Annotated in this window: 19 protein-coding genes and 1 tRNA gene; 16 read left to right on the top strand and 4 right to left on the bottom strand. The window is 50.2% G+C overall.

The window, feature by feature from the left end; translation table 11 throughout:
• Positions 1-174 precede the first annotated feature (174 nt).
• Positions 175-885, top strand: a complete 711-nt coding sequence (locus FEK46_RS02340; RefSeq protein ID WP_130210058.1) for a DUF3053 domain-containing protein — start codon at positions 175-177, stop codon at positions 883-885.
• Between the two features lie 48 nt (positions 886-933).
• Here FEK46_RS02340 and ghrB read toward each other — a convergent pair whose 3' ends face one another.
• Both ghrB and FEK46_RS02330 read right to left on the bottom strand, forming a co-directional pair.
• Entirely contained in the window at positions 934-1,908 is a 975-nt protein-coding gene (gene ghrB, locus FEK46_RS02335) for a glyoxylate/hydroxypyruvate reductase GhrB (protein ID WP_130210060.1), read from the bottom strand.
• A gap of 103 nt (positions 1,909-2,011) precedes the next feature.
• Positions 2,012-2,671 carry an OmpA family lipoprotein gene (locus FEK46_RS02330; RefSeq protein WP_000747625.1) on the bottom strand — a complete coding sequence of 220 codons (660 nt, stop codon included), beginning with the start codon at positions 2,669-2,671 and terminating at the stop codon, positions 2,012-2,014.
• 152 nt (positions 2,672-2,823) lie between these two features.
• Between FEK46_RS02330 and bisC the strand changes: the two genes are divergently transcribed.
• Positions 2,824-5,157, top strand: a complete 2,334-nt coding sequence (bisC, locus tag FEK46_RS02325) for a biotin sulfoxide reductase (RefSeq protein WP_135559178.1) — start codon at positions 2,824-2,826, stop codon at positions 5,155-5,157.
• Here the strand turns inward: bisC and FEK46_RS02320 are convergent.
• Complete coding sequence (locus FEK46_RS02320) at positions 5,126-5,566, bottom strand: N-acetyltransferase (RefSeq protein ID WP_135559179.1); 441 nt, start codon at positions 5,564-5,566, stop codon at positions 5,126-5,128. The genes bisC and FEK46_RS02320 overlap by 32 nt on opposite strands.
• Positions 5,563-6,126 (bottom strand): DNA-3-methyladenine glycosylase I, encoded by a 564-nt coding sequence (gene tag, locus FEK46_RS02315; protein WP_135559180.1) that lies wholly within the window; start codon positions 6,124-6,126, stop codon positions 5,563-5,565. Before tag ends, FEK46_RS02320 begins: the two co-directional genes overlap by 4 nt.
• Before the next feature lie 157 nt (positions 6,127-6,283).
• Between tag and FEK46_RS02310 the strand changes: the two genes are divergently transcribed.
• The 14 genes from FEK46_RS02310 to dppF all read left to right on the top strand — a co-directional run bounded on the left by FEK46_RS02310 (position 6,284) and on the right by dppF (position 22,951).
• Positions 6,284-6,982: an autotransporter outer membrane beta-barrel domain-containing protein gene (locus FEK46_RS02310; RefSeq protein ID WP_135559181.1), complete on the top strand. Its 699-nt coding sequence runs from the start codon at positions 6,284-6,286 to the stop codon at positions 6,980-6,982.
• 228 nt (positions 6,983-7,210) lie between these two features.
• Complete coding sequence (locus tag FEK46_RS02305; protein ID WP_131161479.1) at positions 7,211-8,413, top strand: MFS transporter; 1,203 nt, start codon at positions 7,211-7,213, stop codon at positions 8,411-8,413.
• A gap of 323 nt (positions 8,414-8,736) precedes the next feature.
• A complete protein-coding gene (gene lpfA, locus FEK46_RS02300; protein ID WP_130210072.1) occupies positions 8,737-9,261 on the top strand; it encodes a long polar fimbrial major subunit LpfA in 525 nt (174 codons plus the stop codon).
• Positions 9,262-9,344: 83 nt separating this feature from the next.
• Positions 9,345-10,031, top strand: a complete 687-nt coding sequence (gene lpfB, locus FEK46_RS02295; protein ID WP_130210074.1) for a long polar fimbrial biogenesis chaperone LpfB — start codon at positions 9,345-9,347, stop codon at positions 10,029-10,031.
• 23 nt (positions 10,032-10,054) lie between these two features.
• The gene (gene lpfC / locus FEK46_RS02290) at positions 10,055-12,586 is read left to right on the top strand and encodes an outer membrane usher protein LpfC (RefSeq protein WP_130210076.1); all 2,532 of its coding nucleotides are present in this window, start codon (positions 10,055-10,057) and stop codon (positions 12,584-12,586) included.
• A 10-nt stretch (positions 12,587-12,596) separates the two neighbouring features.
• Positions 12,597-13,649, top strand: coding sequence for a long polar fimbrial protein LpfD (lpfD, locus tag FEK46_RS02285; protein ID WP_240731110.1), 1,053 nt, complete (start codon positions 12,597-12,599; stop codon positions 13,647-13,649).
• A 5-nt stretch (positions 13,650-13,654) separates the two neighbouring features.
• A complete protein-coding gene (lpfE, locus tag FEK46_RS02280; protein ID WP_135559182.1) occupies positions 13,655-14,179 on the top strand; it encodes a long polar fimbrial protein LpfE in 525 nt (174 codons plus the stop codon).
• Positions 14,180-14,431: 252 nt separating this feature from the next.
• Positions 14,432-16,123, top strand: coding sequence for a kdo(2)-lipid A phosphoethanolamine 7''-transferase (gene eptB, locus FEK46_RS02275; protein ID WP_130260123.1), 1,692 nt, complete (start codon positions 14,432-14,434; stop codon positions 16,121-16,123).
• Between the two features lie 91 nt (positions 16,124-16,214).
• Positions 16,215-16,291 (top strand) — tRNA-Pro (locus FEK46_RS02270).
• Between the two features lie 809 nt (positions 16,292-17,100).
• The gene (gene dppA / locus FEK46_RS02265) at positions 17,101-18,708 is read left to right on the top strand and encodes a dipeptide ABC transporter substrate-binding protein DppA (protein WP_016262652.1); all 1,608 of its coding nucleotides are present in this window, start codon (positions 17,101-17,103) and stop codon (positions 18,706-18,708) included.
• A gap of 307 nt (positions 18,709-19,015) precedes the next feature.
• Positions 19,016-20,035 (top strand): dipeptide ABC transporter permease DppB, encoded by a 1,020-nt coding sequence (gene dppB, locus FEK46_RS02255; protein ID WP_000938857.1) that lies wholly within the window; start codon positions 19,016-19,018, stop codon positions 20,033-20,035.
• A gap of 9 nt (positions 20,036-20,044) precedes the next feature.
• A complete protein-coding gene (gene dppC / locus FEK46_RS02250; RefSeq protein WP_135559183.1) occupies positions 20,045-20,947 on the top strand; it encodes a dipeptide ABC transporter permease DppC in 903 nt (300 codons plus the stop codon).
• Between the two features lie 10 nt (positions 20,948-20,957).
• On the top strand, positions 20,958-21,941 hold the full coding sequence (gene dppD / locus FEK46_RS02245) for a dipeptide ABC transporter ATP-binding protein (protein ID WP_001196445.1): 984 nt from the start codon (positions 20,958-20,960) through the stop codon (positions 21,939-21,941).
• Entirely contained in the window at positions 21,938-22,951 is a 1,014-nt protein-coding gene (dppF, locus tag FEK46_RS02240; protein WP_135495341.1) for a dipeptide ABC transporter ATP-binding subunit DppF, read from the top strand. Before dppD ends, dppF begins: the two co-directional genes overlap by 4 nt.
• Positions 22,952-23,144: the final 193 nt, after the last annotated feature.

Raw genomic sequence — 23,144 nt, 5'->3', positions numbered from 1 at the left:
GCAATGCCTGTTTTTAACAATGAAACAACAAATTAACCTTCCTTCATTTTCTACATCATTTTCCCAGGAAGATTATGCATAAAGGGTATCTTGCAAGCTTGTCCTGGACTATCCTTGTCACGTCAGACACGCGTGTGTCGTTGTGCGCTTTTTTTGGGTGAAAGGAGTAAGAAAATGGCGACAGGAAAGTCCTGCTCTCGCTGGTTTGCGCCTCTTGCGGCGTTATTAATGGTAGTTAGCCTGAGTGGGTGTTTTGATAAAGAAGGCGATCAGCGTAAAGCGTTTATCGACTTCCTGCAGAATACAGTGATGCGTAGCGGTGAACGTCTACCAACCTTGACTGCCGATCAGAAAAAACAATTTGGTCCTTTTGTCTCTGATTACGCGATTCTGTATGGCTATTCCCAACAGGTGAATCAGGCGATGGATTCCGGTCTACGTCCGGTTGTAGACAGCGTTAACGCAATTCGTGCACCACAGGATTATGTCACGCAAAGTGGTCCGCTGCGTGAAATGAACGGTTCGCTGGGTGTACTGGCGCAACAGCTACAAAATGCGAAGTTGCAGGCCGATGCTGCGCACTCTGCGCTGAAACAGACTGATGATCTGAAGCCGGTCTTTGATCAGGCATTCACCAAAGTGGTGACGACACCGGCTGATGCGTTACAACCGTTGATTCCGGCGGCACAAACCTTTACACAACAACTGGTAATGGTTGGGGACTATATTTCCCAGCAGGGTACTCAGGTAAGCTTTGTGGCGAATGGCATTCAGTTCCCGACTTCGCAGCAGGCGAGTGAATATAACAAACTGATTGCGCCATTACCGGCACAACATCAGGCGTTTAATCAGGCCTGGACCGCAGCAGTAACTGCAACCCAATAAAGAGTAAAAGCCCGAGAGATTTTCGGGCTTTTCTCCACGCAGTCGCGGTTATTCCGCGACTTGCGGATTCACACAGTTCTTCTCGACATTCCCTTGTAACGCATTAATCAAATTATCCACCGCACAGGCGGCCATGCCATAACGCGTCTCATGAGTAGCAGAACCAATATGTGGGACTGCGACGACATTTGCCATTGAGAGCAGCGGTGAATCCACTGACAGTGGCTCTTGTTCGAAGACATCCAGTCCGGCGGCGTGAATTTCCCCTTTCTGCAATGCCGCAATCAGTGCATTTTCGTCAACCACCGGTCCACGTCCTGCATTAATGAAGATGGCGGAGGATTTCATTTTGGCGAATTGTTCAGCGCCAAACAGGTGATGCGTTTCTTCAGTTAGCGGCAGGATCAGGCAAACGAAATCCGATTCTTGTAGCAGCGTATCCAGATCGCAATAACGGGCGTTAAAGCGTTCTTCAGCTTCTTTATGGTGGCGGCGAGCGTTATAGAGAATCGGCATGTTGAAGCCAAAGTGCGCCCGTTGTGCCAGTGCCATGCCGATCCGTCCCATCCCGACAATGCCAAGAGTTTTATGATGCACGTCGCTGCCGTACCAGTCCGGGCCAATGCTCGCGGTCCATTCGCCTGCTTTTACGCGTTCTGCTACCTCGACAACCCGACGCGCGGTACACAGCACCAATGCCATCAGTGTATCGGCCACCGTTTCCGTTAATACGGTTGGCGTATGCATTAGCAGGATTTTTCGGGCGGTAAGCGCATCGACATCGAAATTGTCGTAGCCTACAGAGATAGTTGATGTGGCACGCAGTTTCGGCATTTTGTCCAGCAACGCGGCATCAACATTTTCATTTGAACCTAACAAGCCCTCGGCTTCGGCAAAAATTTCCGCGTTTTGCGCGACGGTCTGTGGAGTGAGGTCTGTCACCTGGTGAACGGTGAAATGTGCTTGCAGGCGTTGCAGTAAATCATCAGGTAAGGCTTTGTAGAGGATAACGGACGGCTTCATGCTTCTCTCCATTCACTGATAAGGCGATCACCTTAGCCTGAAAAATGAAGCAGGAAAACCTAAGAATACCAGGTGATTGAATCACCACCTGGCATGAAAGTGATTACAGCGGGCTTAAGGTAATTTCTACGCGACGGTTTTGGGCTTTGCCTTCTGCGGTGCTGTTGCTGGCGATCGGGTTAGCCGGACCAAGACCCTGGGTACGAATACGGCTGGCGTCAACGCCTTGGGTAATCAACGCGCTGGCAACGGAATCTGCACGCTGCTGCGACAGACGCATGTTCAGGTCATGACCACCAGTGCTGTCGGTGTAGCCAATCACGTTAACCGCCGTTTTCGGGTACTCTTTCAGTACCATTGCAACACCGGTCAGGGTGTTAGCACCTGCTGGTTTCAGAGTGGCGCTGCTGCTGTCGAAGGTCACATTGTTCGGCATGTTGAGGATAATGTTGTCCCCGCTGCGCGTTACGCTAACGCCGGTGCCGCGCATTTTGTCGCGCAGTTTCGCTTCCTGCACATCCATGTAATAGCCAACGCCGCCGCCCAGTGCCGCGCCTGCTGCTGCGCCAATCAGTGCGCCTTTACCACGATCTTTCTTCGAAGAAGAGAGTGCGCCAATGCCCGCGCCAACGAGAGAGCCCAGACCCGCGCCAATAGCAGATTTACCCGCTTCGCGTTCGCCAGTGTAAGGGTTAGTTGTACAACCAGATACCGCCAGAGCGCCACTCACAACGGCGGCAATAAGATAAACACGTTTCTTCATTGTTAATCCTTAATAACCTTTTTATTCTTTGCCACGGGTTTCGTGGCGGAAGATTATGCCGTGTGAACATGAAGATTATTCCTGGGAATACTCGGAAATTTGTAAGTAATATTTAACTGCTCAATACATCTAACTTTTCAGGAGCCTTTGGTTTGGCCAACTCATCCTCACGTTATTCTGTTCTTACTGCCGCCCACTGGGGCCCAATGCTGGTTGAAACCGACGGTGAAACAGTTTTCAGCTCGCGTGGTGTGTTAACCACAGGAATGGAAAACTCTTTGCAGAGTGCGGTTCGCGACCAGGTTCATAGCAATACGCGGGTGCGATTTCCGATGGTGCGTAAAGGTTTTCTTGCGTCACCAGAAAATCCACAAGGAATTCGCGGGCAAGACGAATTTGTTCGCGTGAGTTGGGATGAGGCACTGGATCTTATTCACCAACAACACAAACGCATTCGCGGAACTTATGGTCCGGCGTCGATTTTTGCCGGTTCCTACGGTTGGCGTTCAAATGGCGTGCTGCATAAAGCGTCAACCTTGTTACAACGCTATATGGCGCTGGCAGGCGGCTATACCGGCCATCTGGGGGATTATTCGACCGGCGCAGCACAGGCGATCATGCCGTATGTTGTGGGCGGCAGCGAAGTTTATCAACAGCAGACCAGCTGGCCGTTGGTGCTGCAACACAGCGATGTGGTTGTGCTGTGGAGTGCTAACCCTCTAAATACGCTGAAAATTGCGTGGAATGCGTCTGATGAGCAGGGGCTTTCTTACTTTTGTGCACTGCGTGACAGTGGGAAAAAGCTGATCTGCATTGATCCAATGCGATCGGAAACCGTCGATTTCTTTGGCGACAAAATAGAGTGGGTAGCTCCACATATGGGCACCGACGTAGCACTGATGCTGGGGATCGCCCATACGCTGGTGGAAAATGGCTGGCACGACGAGGCATTTCTGGCACGTTGCACCACAGGTTATGACGTCTTCGCCGCTTATTTGCTGGGCGAGAGCGATGGCTTTGCGAAAACTGCCGAATGGGCGGCGGAGATTTGTGGTGTTGGCGCAGAGAAAATCCGCGAACTGGCGGCTATTTTCCATCAAAATACCACCATGCTGATGGCTGGTTGGGGAATGCAACGCCAACAGTTTGGTGAGCAGAAACACTGGATGCTCGTCACGCTGGCGGCAATGTTGGGGCAAATCGGTACACCAGGTGGCGGTTTTGGGCTTTCTTATCATTTTGCCAACGGTGGTAATCCCACGCGCCGCGCTGCGGTGCTTTCATCCATGCAGGGCAGTTTGCCGGAGGGCACCGATGCGGTAGATAAAATCCCCGTAGCTCGCATTGTTGAAGCTCTGGAAAATCCTGGCGGCGCGTATCAACACAACGGCATGAACCGACATTTTCCGGATATTCGTTTTATCTGGTGGGCGGGCGGTGCCAACTTTACCCACCACCAGGATACCAATCGCTTGATCCGCGCCTGGCAAAAACCGGAGCTGGTGGTGATATCGGAATGTTTCTGGACGGCGGCGGCGAAACACGCCGATATCGTCCTCCCCGCGACCACCTCATTTGAGCGTAACGATCTCACTATGACTGGTGATTACAGCAATCAGCATCTGGTGCCGATGAAGCAAGTAGTGCCACCGCGCGATGAAGCGCGTAATGATTTTGATGTTTTTGCTGAGTTAAGTGAGCGCTGGGAGAAGGGCGGCTATACACGGTTTACGGAAGGGAAAAGTGAGCTGCAATGGCTGGAAACGTTCTATAACGTTGCGCGGCAACGTGGGGCAAGTCAGCAGGTACACTTGCCGCCGTTTGACGAGTTCTGGGAAGCCAACCAGTTAATTGAGATGCCAGAAAACCCAACCAGCGAACAGTTTATTCGGTTTGCTGATTTTCGCCGCGCCCCACAGGCGCATCCGTTAAAAACTGCCAGTGGTAAGATTGAAATCTTCTCGCAGCGTATCGCGGATTACGGTTACCCGGATTGTCCAGGGCATCCCATGTGGCTGGAGCCGGATGAGTGGCAGGGCAACGCCGAACCGGAACAGTTGCAGGTACTTTCTGCTCATCCGGCGCATCGTCTGCACAGTCAGTTGAATTACAGTTCCCTGCGCGAATTGTACGCGGTGGCAAATCGAGAACCTGTCACCATTCATCCTGTAGATGCACAGGCGCGCGGTATACAAGATGGCGATACTGTTCGGCTGTGGAACTCACGCGGGCAAATCCTTGCCGGAGCGGTGATTAGCGAAGGTATCAAACCCGGTGTGATGTGCATTCACGAAGGGGCATGGCCGGATCTGGATTTTACTGCTGGCGGGATTTGTAAGAACGGTGCGGTGAATGTGCTGACCAAAGACCTCCCAAGCTCGCGGCTGGGGAATGGCTGTGCAGGTAACACGGCGCTGGCGTGGCTGGAAAAATACACTGGCCCTGAACTTACGCTTACGGCGTTTGATCCGCCTGCCAGTCCATAATCCAGGTAGTGAGTTGAGTTTCCTCCTGCCATGCGCAGTCGACAATGCGAAAGCCTTGCGCATGATAAAAACTTATCGCTGGTTGGTTTTTCTGGTAAACCTCCAGCAATAAATGGGGATGGCGTTGTTGCATATGTTGCATTAACGCCTTGCCGATACCGCGCCTGACAGCCTTCGGTGCGACAAACATCGCTGCCAGAAATCGCCCTTCCATTACGCTGACAAAACCGAGAAATTCACCGCTTTCTTCCCACACCCAGTTTTGTGCGTTAGCAAGATATGCATCACGCACCAGTGGAATGCAGTCACGCCAGTAACTCTCTTCTATAAAGGGATGTCCCCAGGTTGTGCTTTCCAGCCACAGTTCAAGGATCGCGGGCAGCTCAGAACGTTGCGCTTGTCTAATCATGCCTTATTCCCCGGATGGCAACAGCAGCCAACCACATGATCGTTCACCAGCCCACACGCCTGCATAAAGGAGTAACAAATCGTCGAGCCTACAAATTTAAAACCACGTTTTTTCAATGTCTTAGAGAGTGCGTCGGAGGCAGGTGTCGACGAGGGGATTTCGCTCAACGTTGTGGCTTGTGTCACCTGTGGCTGATGATTTACGAACGACCAGACAAAATCGGCAAATGGTTCGCCGTTCTCTTCCATTTGCAGGTATGCACGCGCATTGCCAATAATGGCCTGAATCTTCCCGCGATGGCGGATAATCCCGGCGTCCTGAACCAGTCTTTCGACATCCTCTTCCTGCATTGCCGCAACTTTTACTGGATCGAACTGATGAAAACAGGCGCGATAATTTTCTCGTTTTTTGAGGACGGTAATCCAGGACAGCCCCGCTTGTTGACCTTCAAGGCAGATCATTTCGAACAGTTTTTTACTGTCAGTTTCAGGCACGCCCCACTCTTCATCGTGGTAGGCAATATAAAGCGGGTCCTGACTCACCCAGCCGCAACGTTCCATACTTTCCCTCGCTATGTACCTGTTCGTAAAAATTTCACCGGCTTTTCTTGACGCACCGGTGAAAAAGTCAATATTTAATACAGGACTACTATGCCCGATATCTTTCATACAATGACAATAATAATGCCGAATTCGGCTCTTCCCTGGAGTCGTGTTAATGATCATAAAAAAATGTGGTGGTTGCCAGACGTTAAGTCTACTGGCGAGCGTGGTAATCAATTCCTTTTTTCTCAACACAGCTTACGCCTGGCAACAAGAATATATCGTTGATACGCAACCCGGACATACCACGGAGCGTTACACCTGGGATAGCGATCACCAACCGGATTACAACGATATTTTGTCGCAACGTATTCAAAGCAGCCAAAGAGTGCTGGGACTGGACGTTAATCTGGCGGAAGAAACGCCTGCGGATGTAACCAGCAGCATGAGTATGGGCTGGAATTTCCCTTTATATGAACACGTTACGACTGGTCCGGTTGCCGCATTGCATTACGACGGTACGACCACTTCGATGTATAACGAGTTTGGCGACAGCACGGCAATGCTGACCGATCCGTTATGGCATGCCAGCGTCAGTACGTTAGGCTGGCGTGTTGATTCCCGACTTGGCGATTTCCGCCCCTGGGCGCAAATCAGCTACAACCAGCAATTTGGTGAAAATATCTGGAAGGCTCAATCAGGCCTAAGTCGCATGACAGCGACAAATCAGAATGGTAACTGGCTCGATGTGACCGTAGGAGCCGATATGTTGCTTAACCAACATATTGCCGCCTATGCCGCGTTATCCCAGGCGGAGAATAGCGCCAATGATAGTGATTACTTGTATACCATGGGCGTTAGCGCCAGATTTTAACGAATTGGTCACAATCAAAGCCCGGCAATAACAATCATTGTAATGATAGTGGGTGCTAACTCACTCAAATAATAATTTTAATGAATGTTTGTCATGTCATTCATTCCTTAGTTAAAGCATTTCATTCCGTTCTGATGGCATTTCATGCCGTTTTTCCCCTGGCATAAAATGCACTTCGTTATGGTTGTCGGCAGAGAATCTTCCAATTTACTACTGCAGGACACTGCCATGACACCTTCAAACTATCAGCGTACCCGCTGGCTAACCCTTATCGGTACCATTATCACCCAGTTTGCGCTGGGGTCAGTTTATACCTGGAGCCTGTTTAATGGCGCGCTCTCTGCCAAACTGGATGCGCCGGTCAGTCAGGTTGCTTTCTCCTTCGGCCTGTTGAGTCTGGGACTGGCAATTTCTTCTTCTGTTGCTGGCAAGTTACAGGAACGTTTTGGTGTCAAGCGCGTCACAATGGCTTCCGGTGTTCTGCTGGGATTGGGGTTCTTTCTTACCGCGCACTCCAACAGCCTGATGATGTTGTGGTTGAGCGCTGGTGTGCTGGTTGGTCTGGCAGATGGCGCAGGTTATCTGCTGACGCTCTCTAACTGTGTGAAGTGGTTCCCGGAGCGTAAAGGGCTGATCTCCGCGTTTGCCATTGGTTCCTATGGTTTGGGTAGCCTGGGATTCAAATTTATCGACTCGCATCTGCTGGAGACGGTGGGTCTGGAAAAAACCTTTGTGATTTGGGGCGCGATTGCGCTGGTGATGATTGTCTTTGGCGCGACGTTAATGAAAGATGCACCGAAACAGGAAGTCAAAACCCATAATGGTGTAGTGGAAAATGATTTCACTCTGGCCGAGTCAATGCGTAAACCGCAATACTGGATGCTGGCGGTGATGTTCCTCACTGCCTGCATGAGCGGCCTGTATGTGATTGGTGTAGCGAAAGATATTGCTCAGAGTCTGGCGCATCTTGATGCAATTTCCGCGGCCAACGCAGTGACGGTTATTTCTATTGCTAACCTTTCTGGTCGTCTGGTGTTGGGCATTCTGTCTGACAAAATCGCCCGTATCCGCGTCATCACTATTGGACAGGTGATTTCGCTGGTGGGTATGGCAGCACTGCTGTTTGCACCATTGAATGCAGTGACATTCTTTGCGGCGATTGCCTGTGTGGCGTTTAACTTCGGCGGCACGATTACTGTGTTCCCGTCACTGGTCAGTGAGTTTTTCGGTCTTAATAACCTGGCTAAAAACTACGGTGTGATTTACCTCGGTTTCGGTATCGGCAGCATTTGCGGCTCGCTTATCGCCTCACTGTTTGGCGGCTTCTATGTGACTTTCTACGTCATTTTTGCCCTGCTGATTTTGTCTCTGGCGCTTTCTACTACCATTCGCCAGCCAGAGCAGGAAGTATTGCGTGAAGCACATATTTAGAAATATGTGGCTACTGAAATAAATCCCACAGGGAGACGTCAGCGTCTCCCTTTTTTATAATCGAATATTAAATGAGCAATAATATTCATATAAAGAATGTGTTTTGTTATTTAATATAAATCATAAATATAAATATATTCCTAAAAACACAGTGGCTATTTGATGTGTTATTTGTAATGCATTGAAGTTGAAGTAAATTTAACTTTGTTACCAAAATACACCTTCAGTAAAATAATTTTATTTTTTAGCACCGTTTGTATAATCTGCCCCCCCGTTGTTATGAACAACATCAAGCATATTTATCTATATAAATGGAGTTATAAATGAAAAAGGTTCTGTTTGCCTTATCTGCGCTTGCGCTGACCTCTACTTCCGTATTCGCAGCTGATGCGGGCGACGGTACTGTTAAATTCACTGGTGAGATTGTTGACGCCGCTTGTGTTGTGTCTCCAGACACTCAAAAACAAGAAGTTGTTCTGGGCCAGGTGAACAAGTCTGTGTTTACTGCTACTGGTGATAAATCCACAGCAACTCCGTTCAAAATCAAACTGGAAAACTGCGATATCTCCACGTTCAAAAATGTGGATATCAGTTTTAACGGTGTTGGTGATGCAGACAACAGCAAACTGATTTCTGTGAGCACTGAACCAGGTGCGGCATCTGGCGTAGGTATTGGTATTTATGATAACACCAATACGCTGGTTGAACTGAATACTGGTAAATCCAAAACTACTCTGAAACAAGGCCAGACCGTTCTGTATTTCACCGCTAACTATGTCTCTACTAAAGATGCAGTAACCATCGGTTACGGTAACGCCGAAGTCGACTTCAACCTGACTTACAACTAATCGAGCCTGACGGAACGATCATCTCTCAATGGCAACAGATTATCTGTTGCCATTATTCGCACCAATGACTCAGGGACCGAATCATGAAACGTATTAGCCTTGCCGTGCTGGCACTTTTAATGACCGCACAACAGTGTTTTGCTGGTGGCATAGCCTTAAGCACGACGCGTGTTATTTATGATGGCGGCAAGAAAGAAGCGTCGCTGACCGTTGAAAATCACAATAAAAATGAAGAGTTTTTGATCCAGTCATGGATTGATGATGTGAATGGCAATAAAAAAACACCGTTTATTATTACACCGCCATTATTCAAACTTGATCCCGATAAAAATAACGTCTTACGTATCGTCAATATTGAAGATACTTTACCTAAAGATCGTGAATCTGTTTACTGGATTAATGTAAAAGCGATTCCTGCGAAAAGCGCTGAAAATGAAAATAAAAACGTCTTACAGATAGCCGTTCGCACCCGTCTGAAGTTGTTCTACCGTCCGAAAGGCTTACCGGGAAGTAATCTTGAGGCAATGAAGCAGTTACGTTTTCAACGTCAAAATAACCAAATTGTGGTTAATAACGACTCCGCTTATAACCTGACCTTTAATCAGTTTTCCGTTAATGGACAAAAGATTGAACGGGCGGGAATGGTTCTCGCGAAAGGAAAGTTAAACATTAACCTTCCAGCCGGTACAGGCAATGCGAACGAAGTGAAATACAGCATTATTAATGATTTCGGTGTTGCTGGCGAAATGCTGACGAAGCCGATTAACTGATCCTTTTACAAGGCGCTTTTACTATGCATTGGATGCATTTACCTCTCTATCACTACAGAGCGCATTTTTCTTTCTCACTGCTGGCATTAACGATTGCCAGCTCGTTACCTGCGTATGGCGGAAAATTTAACCCTAAATTTCTCGAAAACGTTCAGGGTATCGATCAACACGTCGACTTGTCGGTATACGACTCACCTGTCGGCCAGCAAATACCCGGTAAATACCGGGTTTCGGTGTTTGTAAACGAAGAAAAAATGGCTTCCCGGACGCTGGATTTTAGTACCGCCAGCGAAGCGAAACGCAAAGCCAGCGGTGAGTCGCTTATGCCTTGCCTTAGCCGGGTGCAACTGGAAGAAATGGGCGTGCGTGTTGACAGCTTTCCGGCGCTGAAGATGTCACCACCGGAAGCCTGTGTGGCGTTTGATGAAATCATTCCCCAGGCCACCAGCCGCTTTGATTTTAATACTCAGACGCTGCATCTTTCCTTCCCGCAGGCGGCAATGATGATGACCGCTCGTGGCACGGTTGATCCTTCTCGCTGGGACGAAGGAATACCCGCGCTGTTGCTGGATTACAGCTTTAGTGGCAGCAATGGGCGCAATGAAGGAACAGGTTCATCTTCAGACTCTACCAGTGACAGTTATTACCTGAACCTGCGCAGCGGTTTGAACGTCGGTCCGTGGCGTTTACGTAATAACAGTATCTGGAACCGTACCGATGGCAAAAACCAATGGGATAACGTTGGTACATCGTTAAACCGGGCGATTATTCCACTTAAGTCACAGATAACACTGGGTGATACCGCCACGCCTGGCGAGATTTTTGACAGCGTACAAATGCGCGGGGCGTTACTGGCATCTGACGATGAGATGTTGCCGGACAGCCAGCGTGGCTTTGCTCCGGTGGTGCGCGGCATCGCCAAAAGCAACGCTGAAGTCAGTATCGAACAGAACGGCTATGTCATTTATCGCACTTTTGTTCAGCCGGGCGCATTTGAGATTAACGATCTCTACGCAACCTCCGGCAGCGGCGACCTGACGGTGATCATTAAAGAAGCCGACGGAAGTGAACAACGTTTCATCCAGCCGTTTTCGGCGGTGGCGATTTTTCAGCGTGAAGGGTATCTGAAATATAGCCTGGCTGCCGGTGAGTATCGTGCGGGTAATTACGACAGCGATAAATCGCGATTCGGGCAGTTTACCGCCATGTACGGCTTGCCGTGGGGAATGACCGCCTATGGTGGTGCATTGTTATCGGCTGACTACAACGCCTTAGCGCTGGGGCTGGGGAAAAACTTCGGCACCATTGGCGCGGTATCGGTGGATGTCACCCAGGCGAAAAGTCAGTTACGCAACAATGAAAAAGAGGAAGGCCAGTCTTATCGTTTCCTCTATTCGAAAAGTTTTGACGGCGGCACTGACTTGCGCCTGCTGGGCTACAAGTATTCAACTAGCGGCTATTACACCTTCCAGGAAGCGACCGATGTTCGCAGTGACGCCGACAGTGATTACCGTCGTTATCACAAGCGTAGCCAGATACAGGGCAACATTACTCAGCAACTGGGAGACTACGGCTCTGTTTATTTCAATATGACGCAGCAGGATTACTGGAACGTTGACGGTAAGGAGAACTCCTTAAGCGCTGGTTATCACGGTCATATTGGTCGGGTGAATTACAGTGTGGCCTATACCTGGACGAGAAGCCCGGAATGGGAAGAAGACGATCGCCTGTGGTCATTCAGTGTTTCGATCCCTCTGGGGGGCGCGTGGAGCAGTTATCGCATGACCACCGACCAGAATGGCAGGACGTCGCAACAGGCCTCTGTCAGCGGCACGTTACTGGAAGATCGTAACCTGAACTATAACGTTCAGCAGGGTTACACCAGTAATGGCGTTGGCTACAGTGGCAGCGTCAATATGGGGTATATGGGTGGCTCTGGCAACATCGACATGGGCTATAACTATTCCAAAGATAACCAACAGGTTAACTATGGCGTGCGCGGCGGTGTCATCGTTCACAGTGAAGGTATAACGCTTTCGCAGCCCTTAGGGGAAAGTCTGGCGATTGTTTCTGCTCCGGGCGCGCGTGGTGGACATGTGGTTAATAGCAGCGGCGTAGAAGTTGACTGGATGGGTAACGCGGTGGTGCCGTATCTCACGCCATATCGTGAAACCATTGTGGAACTGCGTAGCGACACGCTGGGGCAAAACGTTGAACTACAGGAAGCGTTCCAGAAAGTCGTGCCAACGCGTGGCGCAGTTGTGCGTTCCCGCTTTGAAACGCGCGTTGGTTACCGCGTATTGATGAGTTTAAAACAGGCGAATGGCAACGCTGTACCGTTCGGTGCTACCGCAGCATTAAGTGATGACAGCAAACCAGCCAGCAGCATTGTGGGTGAAGAGGGGCAGCTCTATATCAGCGGGATGCCGGAAGAGGGCGAGTTACAGGTGAGCTGGGGGAATGAGCAGGCGCAACGTTGCCGTGTGCCGTTCCGTTTGCCAGAGAAAAAGGACAATTCGGCTATCGTGATGGTTAATGCGGTATGTGAGAAATAAGGATATGCAGATGAGCTTTGTGAAATTAGTGTTTGGTGCTGTATTAATAACCTTAAGTTTATTTTCTACGAGTACTTATGCAGCGGATTGGGGACCCTGTCAGACTGATTCAGGAATACCTCACGACTATTGGTTTGATATAACGCAAACCATTATGGTCCCGACTGAAAATAAATCAGGTAAAATCGTCAGTATTCCATTTGATCTAGGGTATACTTATTCCGCTTATTGTCAGTGCCCTGATCCTATACCTCAAACGGGAGTAGTAACTAGATTTAAAGGAGAATCTACTCTTTTGGATTCAACTCCCCAGTCAAATTATTACAAGTTGAATAATAATATATCAGTATTAACGAAGATTTATATTTTTAGACGTGGGGATTATATTGTTCCATTTACGGACATTGATAATGTTACTCTTGGTCTGGAGTGTACGCGGGGATTGTCAACGGGTTGGACGACAGGGAGTAAAGGTAATGTATTAATAAAAATAACCAAGCCTTTTACTGGTGAACTGGATATTCCAAAAACTCAAATTGCTGCACTTTATGGTTCAAAAAAAGCTTCATCTTACGGCAGTATTCCAATGGCAACAGTAAGTATTTTGGGGAAAATCACTGTCACTCAAGGCTGTGAACTTGCCGCTGGCACCGTGCTGGATATTCCATTCGGAGAATATCAGGCCCATGACTTTAAAGGGCGTGCCGGGCAACCGCCACAAAATGTTCGGAAGGTACAAAAAGAACTGAGTTTTGACTGCAATAATATTTCAGATGGCGTTAAAATTTATCTCAGTATTGATGCAACACCGAATAATGCTTACCCCAGCGCAATTGATTTAGGTAACGCCGATGTTGGTGCAGTCATTGAGGACGGTAAAGGTAATATCCTCAAGCCGAATGACAGTAATAGCTTATTAGAAATGAATCCCGGTTCGCTGTACGAAGATGTCAAACGCAAAGCGACAACCACAATTACCGCTTATCCCGTTAGCACGACCGGAAAATTACCCGCTGCCGGTGATTATAGCGGCATTGCTACCATGCATGTCGAACTGGAGTAACAGCCATGAAGCGAACAATACTTGCGTTATGTCTGCTGCCTCTTTCCTTTTCGTCACTGGCGGCAACCACGGATTTAGGGCCGAAAGGAACGTTGAAATTCACCCTTAAAATTAGCCAGGGTGCTTGTGAACTGGTAAAAGACAATATTGAGGTAGACCTGGGAAGGGCTGTCCTTAAACAGCCGGTAAGAATCGGAACAGAACTTAATCCCACAACTTTTTCCATCGGTCTGAAAAACTGTAGCGAAGTGGTCAGAGCCTACGTCACTATGGACGGTACGCCCAATGCGGACGACCCGAATCTTTTTGCGCTGGATGCGGGTGGCGCTACGGGCGTTGGGCTGAAAATCAAAACCGCCGCGGGAGTACAACAGTTCCCGGAAAATACGACACCGACACCGGTTGAGTTTGCAATTAACGGTGATGGCGCACATCAACTGAACTATATCGCCAGCTATGTGCCAATTCGCGCTGATGCAACCATTGGTCGCGCGGATGCAACGGTCGATTTTACCGTTCAGTACGAATAATTTCGCATCTTCGGGGCCAGGAAACTGGCCCTTTTTACTGCTTTTTGTAACGCTAAAGTCTTTTTTCATACTTGTATTTTTGTAAATTTGTGCTTCAAGTACACTCTTTCCCCACACTTTTTCCCTTTGCTGTGGTCTACTTATCAGCGTGTGCAGATTTTCCTTATCTGACGACCTTCGCACTTTTCCCTTGCCTGGCTTGAAAGGCCATAATGCAGGGTGTTATCACCTGTTTTTCCAGGGTTTGTTTGCATGAGATATATCAAAACGATAACGCAGCAAAAGCTAAGCTTTTTGCTCGCTGTCTATATCGGTCTGTTTATGAATTGCGCAGTCTATTTCCGTCGGTTTGACGGTTACGCGCATAACTTCACTTTTCTTAATGGCGTCTCGGCGGTTATCGAACTGGCAGGGACGGTTCTGGCAACCTTCTTCTTTTTGCGCTTAATTTCACTCTTTGGCAGAACGGCCTGGAAAGTGCTGGCTTCATTGCTGGTGCTGATTTCTGCCGGAGCCAGCTACTACATGACATTTATGAATGTCATGATTGGCTACGGGATTGTTGCTTCGGTGATGACCACCGACATTGACCTGTCGAAAGAAGTGGTTGGCTGGACGCTTATCGCATGGGTTGTACTGGTGAGTATTATCCCGTTGCTATTTATCTGGATGAACCGTTCACAAGACACTTTCTGGCGCCAACTTTGTACCCCGAAAACTCGCTGGCGTAGTGCGCTTACCGTGCTTTTGGCGGGCTTGTTGGTATGGGGCCCAATTCGTCTGATGGATGTAGTGCAAAAGCGTGCAGACCGTTTGGCCGGAGTGGATATGCCAAGCTACGGCGGCGTGCTGGCGAACTCTTATCTGCCTTCGAACTGGCTTTCTGCGCTGGGGCTGTATGCCTGGGCGCAAGTGGATGAATCGTCAGACAATCGGTCGCTGATGAATCCGGCAAAAAAATTCACCTATACCCCGACGCAAAATCTCGACGACACCTATGTGGTTTTCATTATTGGCGAAACTACGCGTTGGGATCATATGGGGATGCTGGGCTACGAGCGCGATACCACGCCGAAGCTGGCCAAAGAGAAAAACCTGGTGATGTACCGTGGTTATTCTTGTGATACCGCGACTAAATTATCACTACGCTGTATGTTTGTACGTGAAGGTGGAACGGAAGATAACCCACAACGTACGCTTAAAGAGCAGAACGTATTTGCGGTTCTCAAACAGCTGGGCTTTAGCTCTGATTTGTACGCCATGCAGAGTGAGATGTGGTTCTACAGCAACACCATGGCTGACAACATTGCCTATCGCGAGCAAATTGCAGCAGAGCCGCGTAACCGTGGGAAAGCGGTGGACGACATGTTACTGGTCAATGAAATCGAGCGTTCGCTGGAGAAAAAACCAGAAGGTAAGCATCTGATTGTCCTGCATACCAAAGGTTCGCACTACAACTATACTCAACGTTATCCCCGTGAGTTTGCCCAGTGGAAGCCAGAGTGCTATGCCATTGACCGCAAATGCCCACGAGCGCCGATGATTAACTCATACGATAACTCAATCACCTACGTCGATCATTTTATCGACACGGTTATCGACAAATTCCGCGATAAGAAGGCCATTATTTTCTATGCAGCGGACCACGGTGAATCAATTAATGAGCGTGAGCACTTGCATGGCACACCACGTGAATATGCGCCGCCGGAGCAGTTCCGCGTACCGATGATGGTCTGGATGTCGGATAAATATCTGGAGAATCCGGCCAACGCGCAGGCATTCGCGCAGCTGAAAAAAGAGGCGGATATAAAAGTGCCACGCCGTCATGTAGAACTGTACGACACCATTTTAGGTTGCCTTGGTTATACTTCACCGGACGGTGGTATCAACGAAAACAACAACTGGTGTCGAATCCCTCAGGCGAAGAAAGCAGAAGCTAACTAAATGCACTGCTGAGTTTCTCGCCGATCAAAAGGCATTTTGCTATTAAGGGATTGACGAAGGCGTATCTGAGCAGTAAGATGCGCCCCGCATTCGGTGATTGGCGCAGCCTGGTAGCGCACTTCGTTCGGGACGAAGGGGTCGGAGGTTCGAATCCTCTATCACCGACCAAATTCGAAAAGCCTGCTCAGCGAGCAGGCTTTTTTGCATTTGTTGACCCGTCCTGAATAGCGTTGACACGTTCCTGACTTAAATCCGGAGAACGTGATGATGACTGAGTTCAAACGCACCCAACGTGATTATCCTCTATCACCGACCAATTTAGAAAAACCAGCCTACGGGCTGGTTTTTTGCTTTCTGTAACCCGCTCGAACGTAGGCCTGATAAGACGCGGCTGCGTCGCATCAGGCAATGGCAGCACACATTTCCCTGCCAAATTTGCGCCCCACACCTCACTATCCGTTAACGGATTTGTGACAGAATCCATTGTCTTTTTTTATATTTGCTTAAATCTTTTTTTGCGTTACTTATGGCTGGCGCTGGCATTTTCCGCTGTGCGGTTTAGCGTTCATGGTATTAATCGCTCAGATATCCACCTTTTCCTCAGATTTTTTTCATTAAATGCATAAAACTTAATCACCAATTGTTGCTAAATATTAAGCTGATTGTTCTGGTTATGTTGGCGTAGCACAAATTTCTCTGCTGCAAATAGTTGTTTGAAGTTTTTTTAATCTTTGTTTGTGGATTCTCACCGTTGGTGTAAATCCCGGTGGGCTGTATTGACGTTTTCACATTCTGTTGACAGATTGTAGGTCACGAGGGGCATTTTATGGAGGATCCGCACTGTAACACTGATGTTAATTAGTACGGCATCCCCACCTCATAACGTTGACCCGACCGGGCAAAAAACAAAAAAGGTCAGGCAGCGACAACCCACTGCAAAGGGTTAAAACAACAAACATCACAATTGGAGCAGAATAATGCGTATTTCCTTGAAAAAGTCAGGGATGCTGAAGCTTGGTCTCAGCCTGGTGGCTATGACCGTCGCAGCAAGTGTTCAGGCTAAAACTCTGGTTTATTGCTCAGAAGGATCTCCGGAAGGGTTTAACCCGCAGCTGTTTACTTCCGGCACCACCTATGACGCCTCTTCCGTACCGCTTTATAACCGTCTGGTTGAATTTAAAATTGGCACCACTGAAGTGATCCCGGGCCTCGCTGAAAAGTGGGAAGTCAGCGATGACGGTAAAACCTATACCTTCCACTTGCGTAAAGGTGTGAAGTGGCACGACAACAAAGAATTCAAACCGACGCGCGAACTGAACGCCGATGACGTGGTGTTCTCGTTCGATCGTCAGAAAAACGCGCAAAACCCGTACCATAAAGTTTCTGGCGGTAGCTACGAATACTTCGAAGGCATGGGCTTGCCGGAGCTGATCAGCGAAGTGAAAAAGGTGGACGACAACACCGTTCAGTTTGTGCTGACTCGCCCTGAAGCACCGTTCCTGGCTGACCTGGCAATGGACTTCGCTTCTATTCTGTCAAAAGAATATGCTGACGCGATGATGAAAGCCGGTACGCCGGAAAAACTGGACCTCAACCCAATCGGCACCGGTCCGTTCCAGTTACAGCAGTATCAAAAAGATTCCCGTATTCGCTACAAAGCGTTTGATGGCTACTGGGGCACCAAACCGCAGATCGATACGCTGGTCTTCTCTATTACCCCTGACGCTTCCGTGCGTTACGCTAAATTGCAGAAAAATGAATGCCAGGTAATGCCGTACCCGAACCCGGCAGATATCGCTCGCATGAAGCAGGATAAATCCATCAATCTGATGGAAATGCCGGGGCTGAACGTCGGTTATCTCTCGTATAACGTGCAGAAAAAACCACTGGATGACGTGAAAGTTCGCCAGGCTCTGACCTACGCGGTGAACAAAGACGCGATCATCAAAGCGGTTTATCAGGGCGCGGGCGTGGCAGCGAAAAACCTGATCCCGCCAACCATGTGGGGCTATAACGATGACGTTCAGGACTACACCTACGATCCTGAAAAAGCGAAAGCCTTGCTGAAAGAAGCGGGTCTGGAAAAAGGTTTCTCCATCGACCTGTGGGCTATGCCAGTACAACGTCCGTATAACCCGAACGCTCGCCGCATGGCAGAGATGATTCAGGCTGACTGGGCGAAAGTCGGCGTGCAGGCCAAAATCGTCACCTACGAATGGGGTGAGTATCTCAAGCGTGCGAAAGATGGCGAGCACCAGACGGTAATGATGGGCTGGACTGGCGATAACGGGGATCCGGATAACTTCTTCGCCACCCTGTTCAGCTGCGCCGCCTCTGAACAAGGCTCCAACTACTCAAAATGGTGCTACAAACCGTTTGAAGATCTGATTCAACCGGCGCGTGCTACCGACGACCACAACAAACGCGTTGAACTGTACAAACAAGCACAGGTGGTGATGCACGATCAGGCTCCGGCACTGATCATCGCTCATTCCACCGTGTTTGAACCGGTACGCAAAGAAGTTAAAGGCTATGTGGTTGATCCATTAGGCAAACATCACTTCGAAAACGTCTCTATCGAATAATTAAAAGCCATACAAGACTGATGGCAAAGGCAAAACTGCCTGATGCGCTCCGCTTATCTGGCCTACGAAAATTCTGCAATGTATTGAGTTTGCACGATTTTGTAGGCCGGATAAGGCGTTAACGCCGCATCCGGCATAAACAAAGCGCACTTTGTCAACAATCTGTATACCCGGTGGCGCTGTGCCTCTGCGTGCAGCGCCATCCGGCAGCAATACTTCATTCCCTGTCCGACACGGGCGGGAATTGATTTGTGAGCAATACAGACACGCAGTTCCAGGCTGCGGGTCACTACAGAGAATCCGGGTTATGTTGCAGTTTATTCTCCGACGTTTGGGACTCGTCATCCCCACGTTTATCGGTATTACCCTTCTCACATTTGCCTTTGTCCACATGATCCCGGGCGATCCGGTGATGATCATGGCGGGCGAACGTGGGATCTCCCCAGAGCGTCACGCGCAATTGCTGGCAGAACTCGGCTTGGATAAACCGATGTGGCAGCAGTATCTCCATTACATTTGGGGCGTAATGCACGGCGATTTAGGCATTTCGATGAAAAGCCGCATCCCGGTTTGGGAAGAGTTCGTGCCGCGCTTCCAGGCCACGCTGGAACTTGGTGTCTGTGCGATGATTTTTGCTACGGCAGTCGGTATTCCGGTTGGTGTGCTGGCTGCGGTTAAACGCGGTTCCATTTTCGATCACACTGCGGTTGGCCTGGCGCTGACCGGCTACTCCATGCCGATCTTCTGGTGGGGCATGATGCTGATCATGCTGGTTTCGGTGCACTGGAACCTGACGCCCGTCTCCGGTCGCGTGAGCGACATGGTGTTCCTCGATGATTCCAATCCGTTAACCGGTTTTATGCTGATCGACACCGCTATCTGGGGTGAAGACGGTAACTTTATCGATGCCGTCGCGCATATGATCTTACCTGCGATGGTGCTGGGCACAATTCCGCTGGCGGTTATCGTTCGTATGACGCGCTCCTCAATGCTGGAAGTGCTGGGCGAGGATTACATCCGCACCGCGCGCGCTAAAGGGCTAACCCGGATGCGGGTGATTATCGTCCATGCGCTGCGTAACGCGATGCTGCCGGTGGTGACTGTTATCGGCCTTCAGGTGGGAACATTGCTGGCGGGGGCGATTCTGACCGAAACCATCTTCTCGTGGCCCGGTCTTGGGCGCTGGTTGATTGACGCACTGCAACGCCGCGACTATCCGGTAGTGCAGGGCGGCGTATTGCTGGTGGCGACGATGATTATCCTCGTCAACCTGCTGGTCGATCTGCTGTACGGCGTGGTGAACCCGCGTATTCGTCATAAGAAGTAAGGGGACATCATGTCACAGGTTACTGAAAATAAAGTGATTATCGCACCGGTGCCGATGACCCCGTTACAGGAGTTCTGGCACTATTTTAAACGCAACAAAGGCGCGGTTGTCGGGCTGGTTTACGTCGTCATCGTGCTGTTTATCGCGATCTTTGCCAACTGGATTGCGCCGTATAACCCGGCGGAACAGTTCCGCGATGCGCTACTCGCCCCGCCAGCCTGGCAGGAAGGCGGCAGCATGGCGCACTTGCTCGGTACAGATGACGTCGGTCGTGACGTTATGTCGCGCCTGATGTACGGCGCGCGCTTGTCGCTGCTGGTTGGCTGTCTGGTGGTGGTGTTATCGCTGATTATGGGCGTTATTCTCGGCCTGATCGCCGGTTACTTTGGCGGTCTGGTCGATAACATCATCATGCGCGTGGTCGATATCATGCTGGCGCTGCCAAGTCTGCTGCTGGCGCTGGTGCTGGTGGCGATTTTCGGCCCGTCGATTGGTAACGCCGCGCTGGCGCTAACCTTCGTTGCCTTGCCGCACTATGTGCGCTTAACCCGCGCCGCCGTGCTGGTGGAGGTGAATCGCGATTACGTCACCGCGTCTCGCGTGGCAGGTGCCGGGGCGCTGCGCCAGATGTTTATCAATATTCTTCCCAACTGCCTTGCACCGTTGATTGTTCAGGCGTCGCTCGGTTTCTCTAACGCCATTCTCGATATGGCTGCTCTTGGTTTCCTCGGCATGGGGGCGCAGCCGCCAACACCGGAGTGGGGCACCATGCTCTCCGATGTGTTGCAGTTCGCGCAAAGCGCCTGGTGGGTCGTGACCTTCCCGGGTCTGGCGATCCTGCTGACGGTGCTGGCATTTAACCTGATGGGTGACGGTCTGCGTGACGCGCTCGATCCCAAACTGAAGCAGTAAGAGGTTCGAGATGGCGTTATTAAATATAGATAAATTATCGGTGCATTTCGGCGACGAAAGCGCACCGTTCCGCGCCGTAGACCGCATCAGCTACAGCGTAAAACAGGGCGAAGTGGTCGGGATTGTGGGTGAGTCTGGCTCTGGTAAGTCGGTCAGTTCACTGGCGATTATGGGGCTGATTGATTATCCGGGCCGCGTGATGGCAGAAAAGCTGGAGTTTAACGGCCAGGATTTGCAGCGTATCTCAGAAAAAGAGCGCCGCAATCTGGTGGGCGCCGAAGTGGCAATGATCTTCCAGGACCCGATGACCAGCCTTAACCCGTGTTACACCGTGGGTTTCCAGATCATGGAAGCGATTAAGGTGCATCAGGGCGGCAACAAAAGTACCCGCCGTCAGCGGGCGATTGACCTGCTGAATCAGGTCGGCATTCCTGACCCGGCCTCGCGTCTGGACGTTTATCCGCATCAGCTTTCCGGCGGCATGAGCCAGCGTGTAATGATCGCTATGGCAATTGCCTGTCGGCCAAAACTGCTGATTGCCGATGAACCGACTACCGCGCTGGACGTGACCATTCAGGCGCAAATCATCGAACTGCTGCTGGAGTTGCAGCAGAAAGAGAACATGGCGCTGGTGTTGATCACTCATGACCTGGCGCTGGTGGCGGAGGCGGCGCATAAAATCATCGTGATGTATGCAGGCCAGGTGGTGGAAACAGGTGATGCCCACGCCATCTTCCGTGCGCCGCGTCACCCGTATACTCAGGCATTGCTGCGTGCATTGCCGGAATTTGCTCAGGACAAAGAACGTCTGGCATCGTTGCCTGGCGTCGTTCCAGGCAAATACGACCGCCCGAACGGCTGCCTGCTTAACCCGCGTTGTCCCTATGCCACTGACAAATGCCGCGCTGAAGAACCGGCGCTGAATATGCTCGCGGACGGGCGTCAGTCCAAATGCCATTACCCACTTGATGATGCCGGGAGGCCCACACTATGAGTACGCAAGAGGCCACCTCGCAACAACCATTGTTGCAGGCTATCGACCTGAAAAAACATTATCCGGTGAAGAAAGGCATGTTCGCGCCGGAACGTCTGGTGAAGGCGCTGGATGGCGTTTCGTTTACCCTTGAACGTGGCAAAACGCTGGCGGTGGTAGGTGAATCCGGTTGCGGTAAATCGACGCTTGGTCGGTTACTGACGATGATTGAAACGCCTACCGGCGGTGAACTGTATTATCAGGGGCAGGATCTGCTCAAGCACGATCCGCAGGCGCAGAAGCTGCGTCGGCAGAAAATCCAGATCGTCTTCCAGAACCCCTATGGTTCACTGAATCCGCGTAAAAAAGTCGGGCAAATTCTCGAAGAGCCGCTGCTTATTAACACCAGTTTAAGCAAAGAACAGCGTCGGGAAAAAGCCCTGTCGATGATGGCGAAAGTCGGCCTGAAAACCGAGCATTACGACCGCTATCCGCACATGTTCTCCGGCGGTCAGCGTCAGCGTATCGCCATTGCCCGTGGTCTGATGCTCGACCCGGATGTGGTGATTGCCGATGAACCAGTTTCCGCGCTGGACGTTTCGGTGCGCGCGCAGGTGCTGAACCTGATGATGGATTTGCAGCAGGAGTTGGGGCTGTCTTATGTCTTTATCTCCCACGACCTGTCGGTGGTGGAGCACATTGCTGATGAAGTGATGGTAATGTACCTGGGCCGCTGCGTGGAGAAGGGAACGAAGGACCAAATCTTTAATAACCCGCGTCATCCGTACACCCAGGCGCTACTCTCCGCGACGCCGCGCCTGAACCCGGACGATCGCCGCGAGCGCATCAAGCTCACCGGTGAACTGCCAAGCCCGCTGAATCCACCGCCGGGCTGCGCCTTCAACGCCCGCTGTCGTCGACGCTTCGGCCCCTGCACCCAGTTGCAGCCGCAGCTAAAAGACTACGGCGGTCAACTGGTTGCCTGCTTTGCTGTTGATCAGGATGAAAATCCGCAGAAGCCTGCTGTATAACCCACCCGATGAGACCGGCTTTCATGCTGGTCTCATGTCAAATATGACCTTCTTGTGCTTTAACTATCACTTATAGATCTTTTTTGACCATTGTTGTTGCGAATGGATTATATATGAGCTAAATTATAATAATTAATAAAAAATAGTTCATTTGTGATGCTTAACGAACTTCTTTAACCATAAATGATCTTTT

The organism is Escherichia sp. E4736 (assembly GCF_005781225.1).
Classification (GTDB): Bacteria; Pseudomonadota; Gammaproteobacteria; order Enterobacterales; family Enterobacteriaceae; genus Escherichia.
The sequence above is the reverse complement of the archived record's forward strand: the minus strand, read 5'-3'. Positions and strand labels throughout refer to the sequence as shown.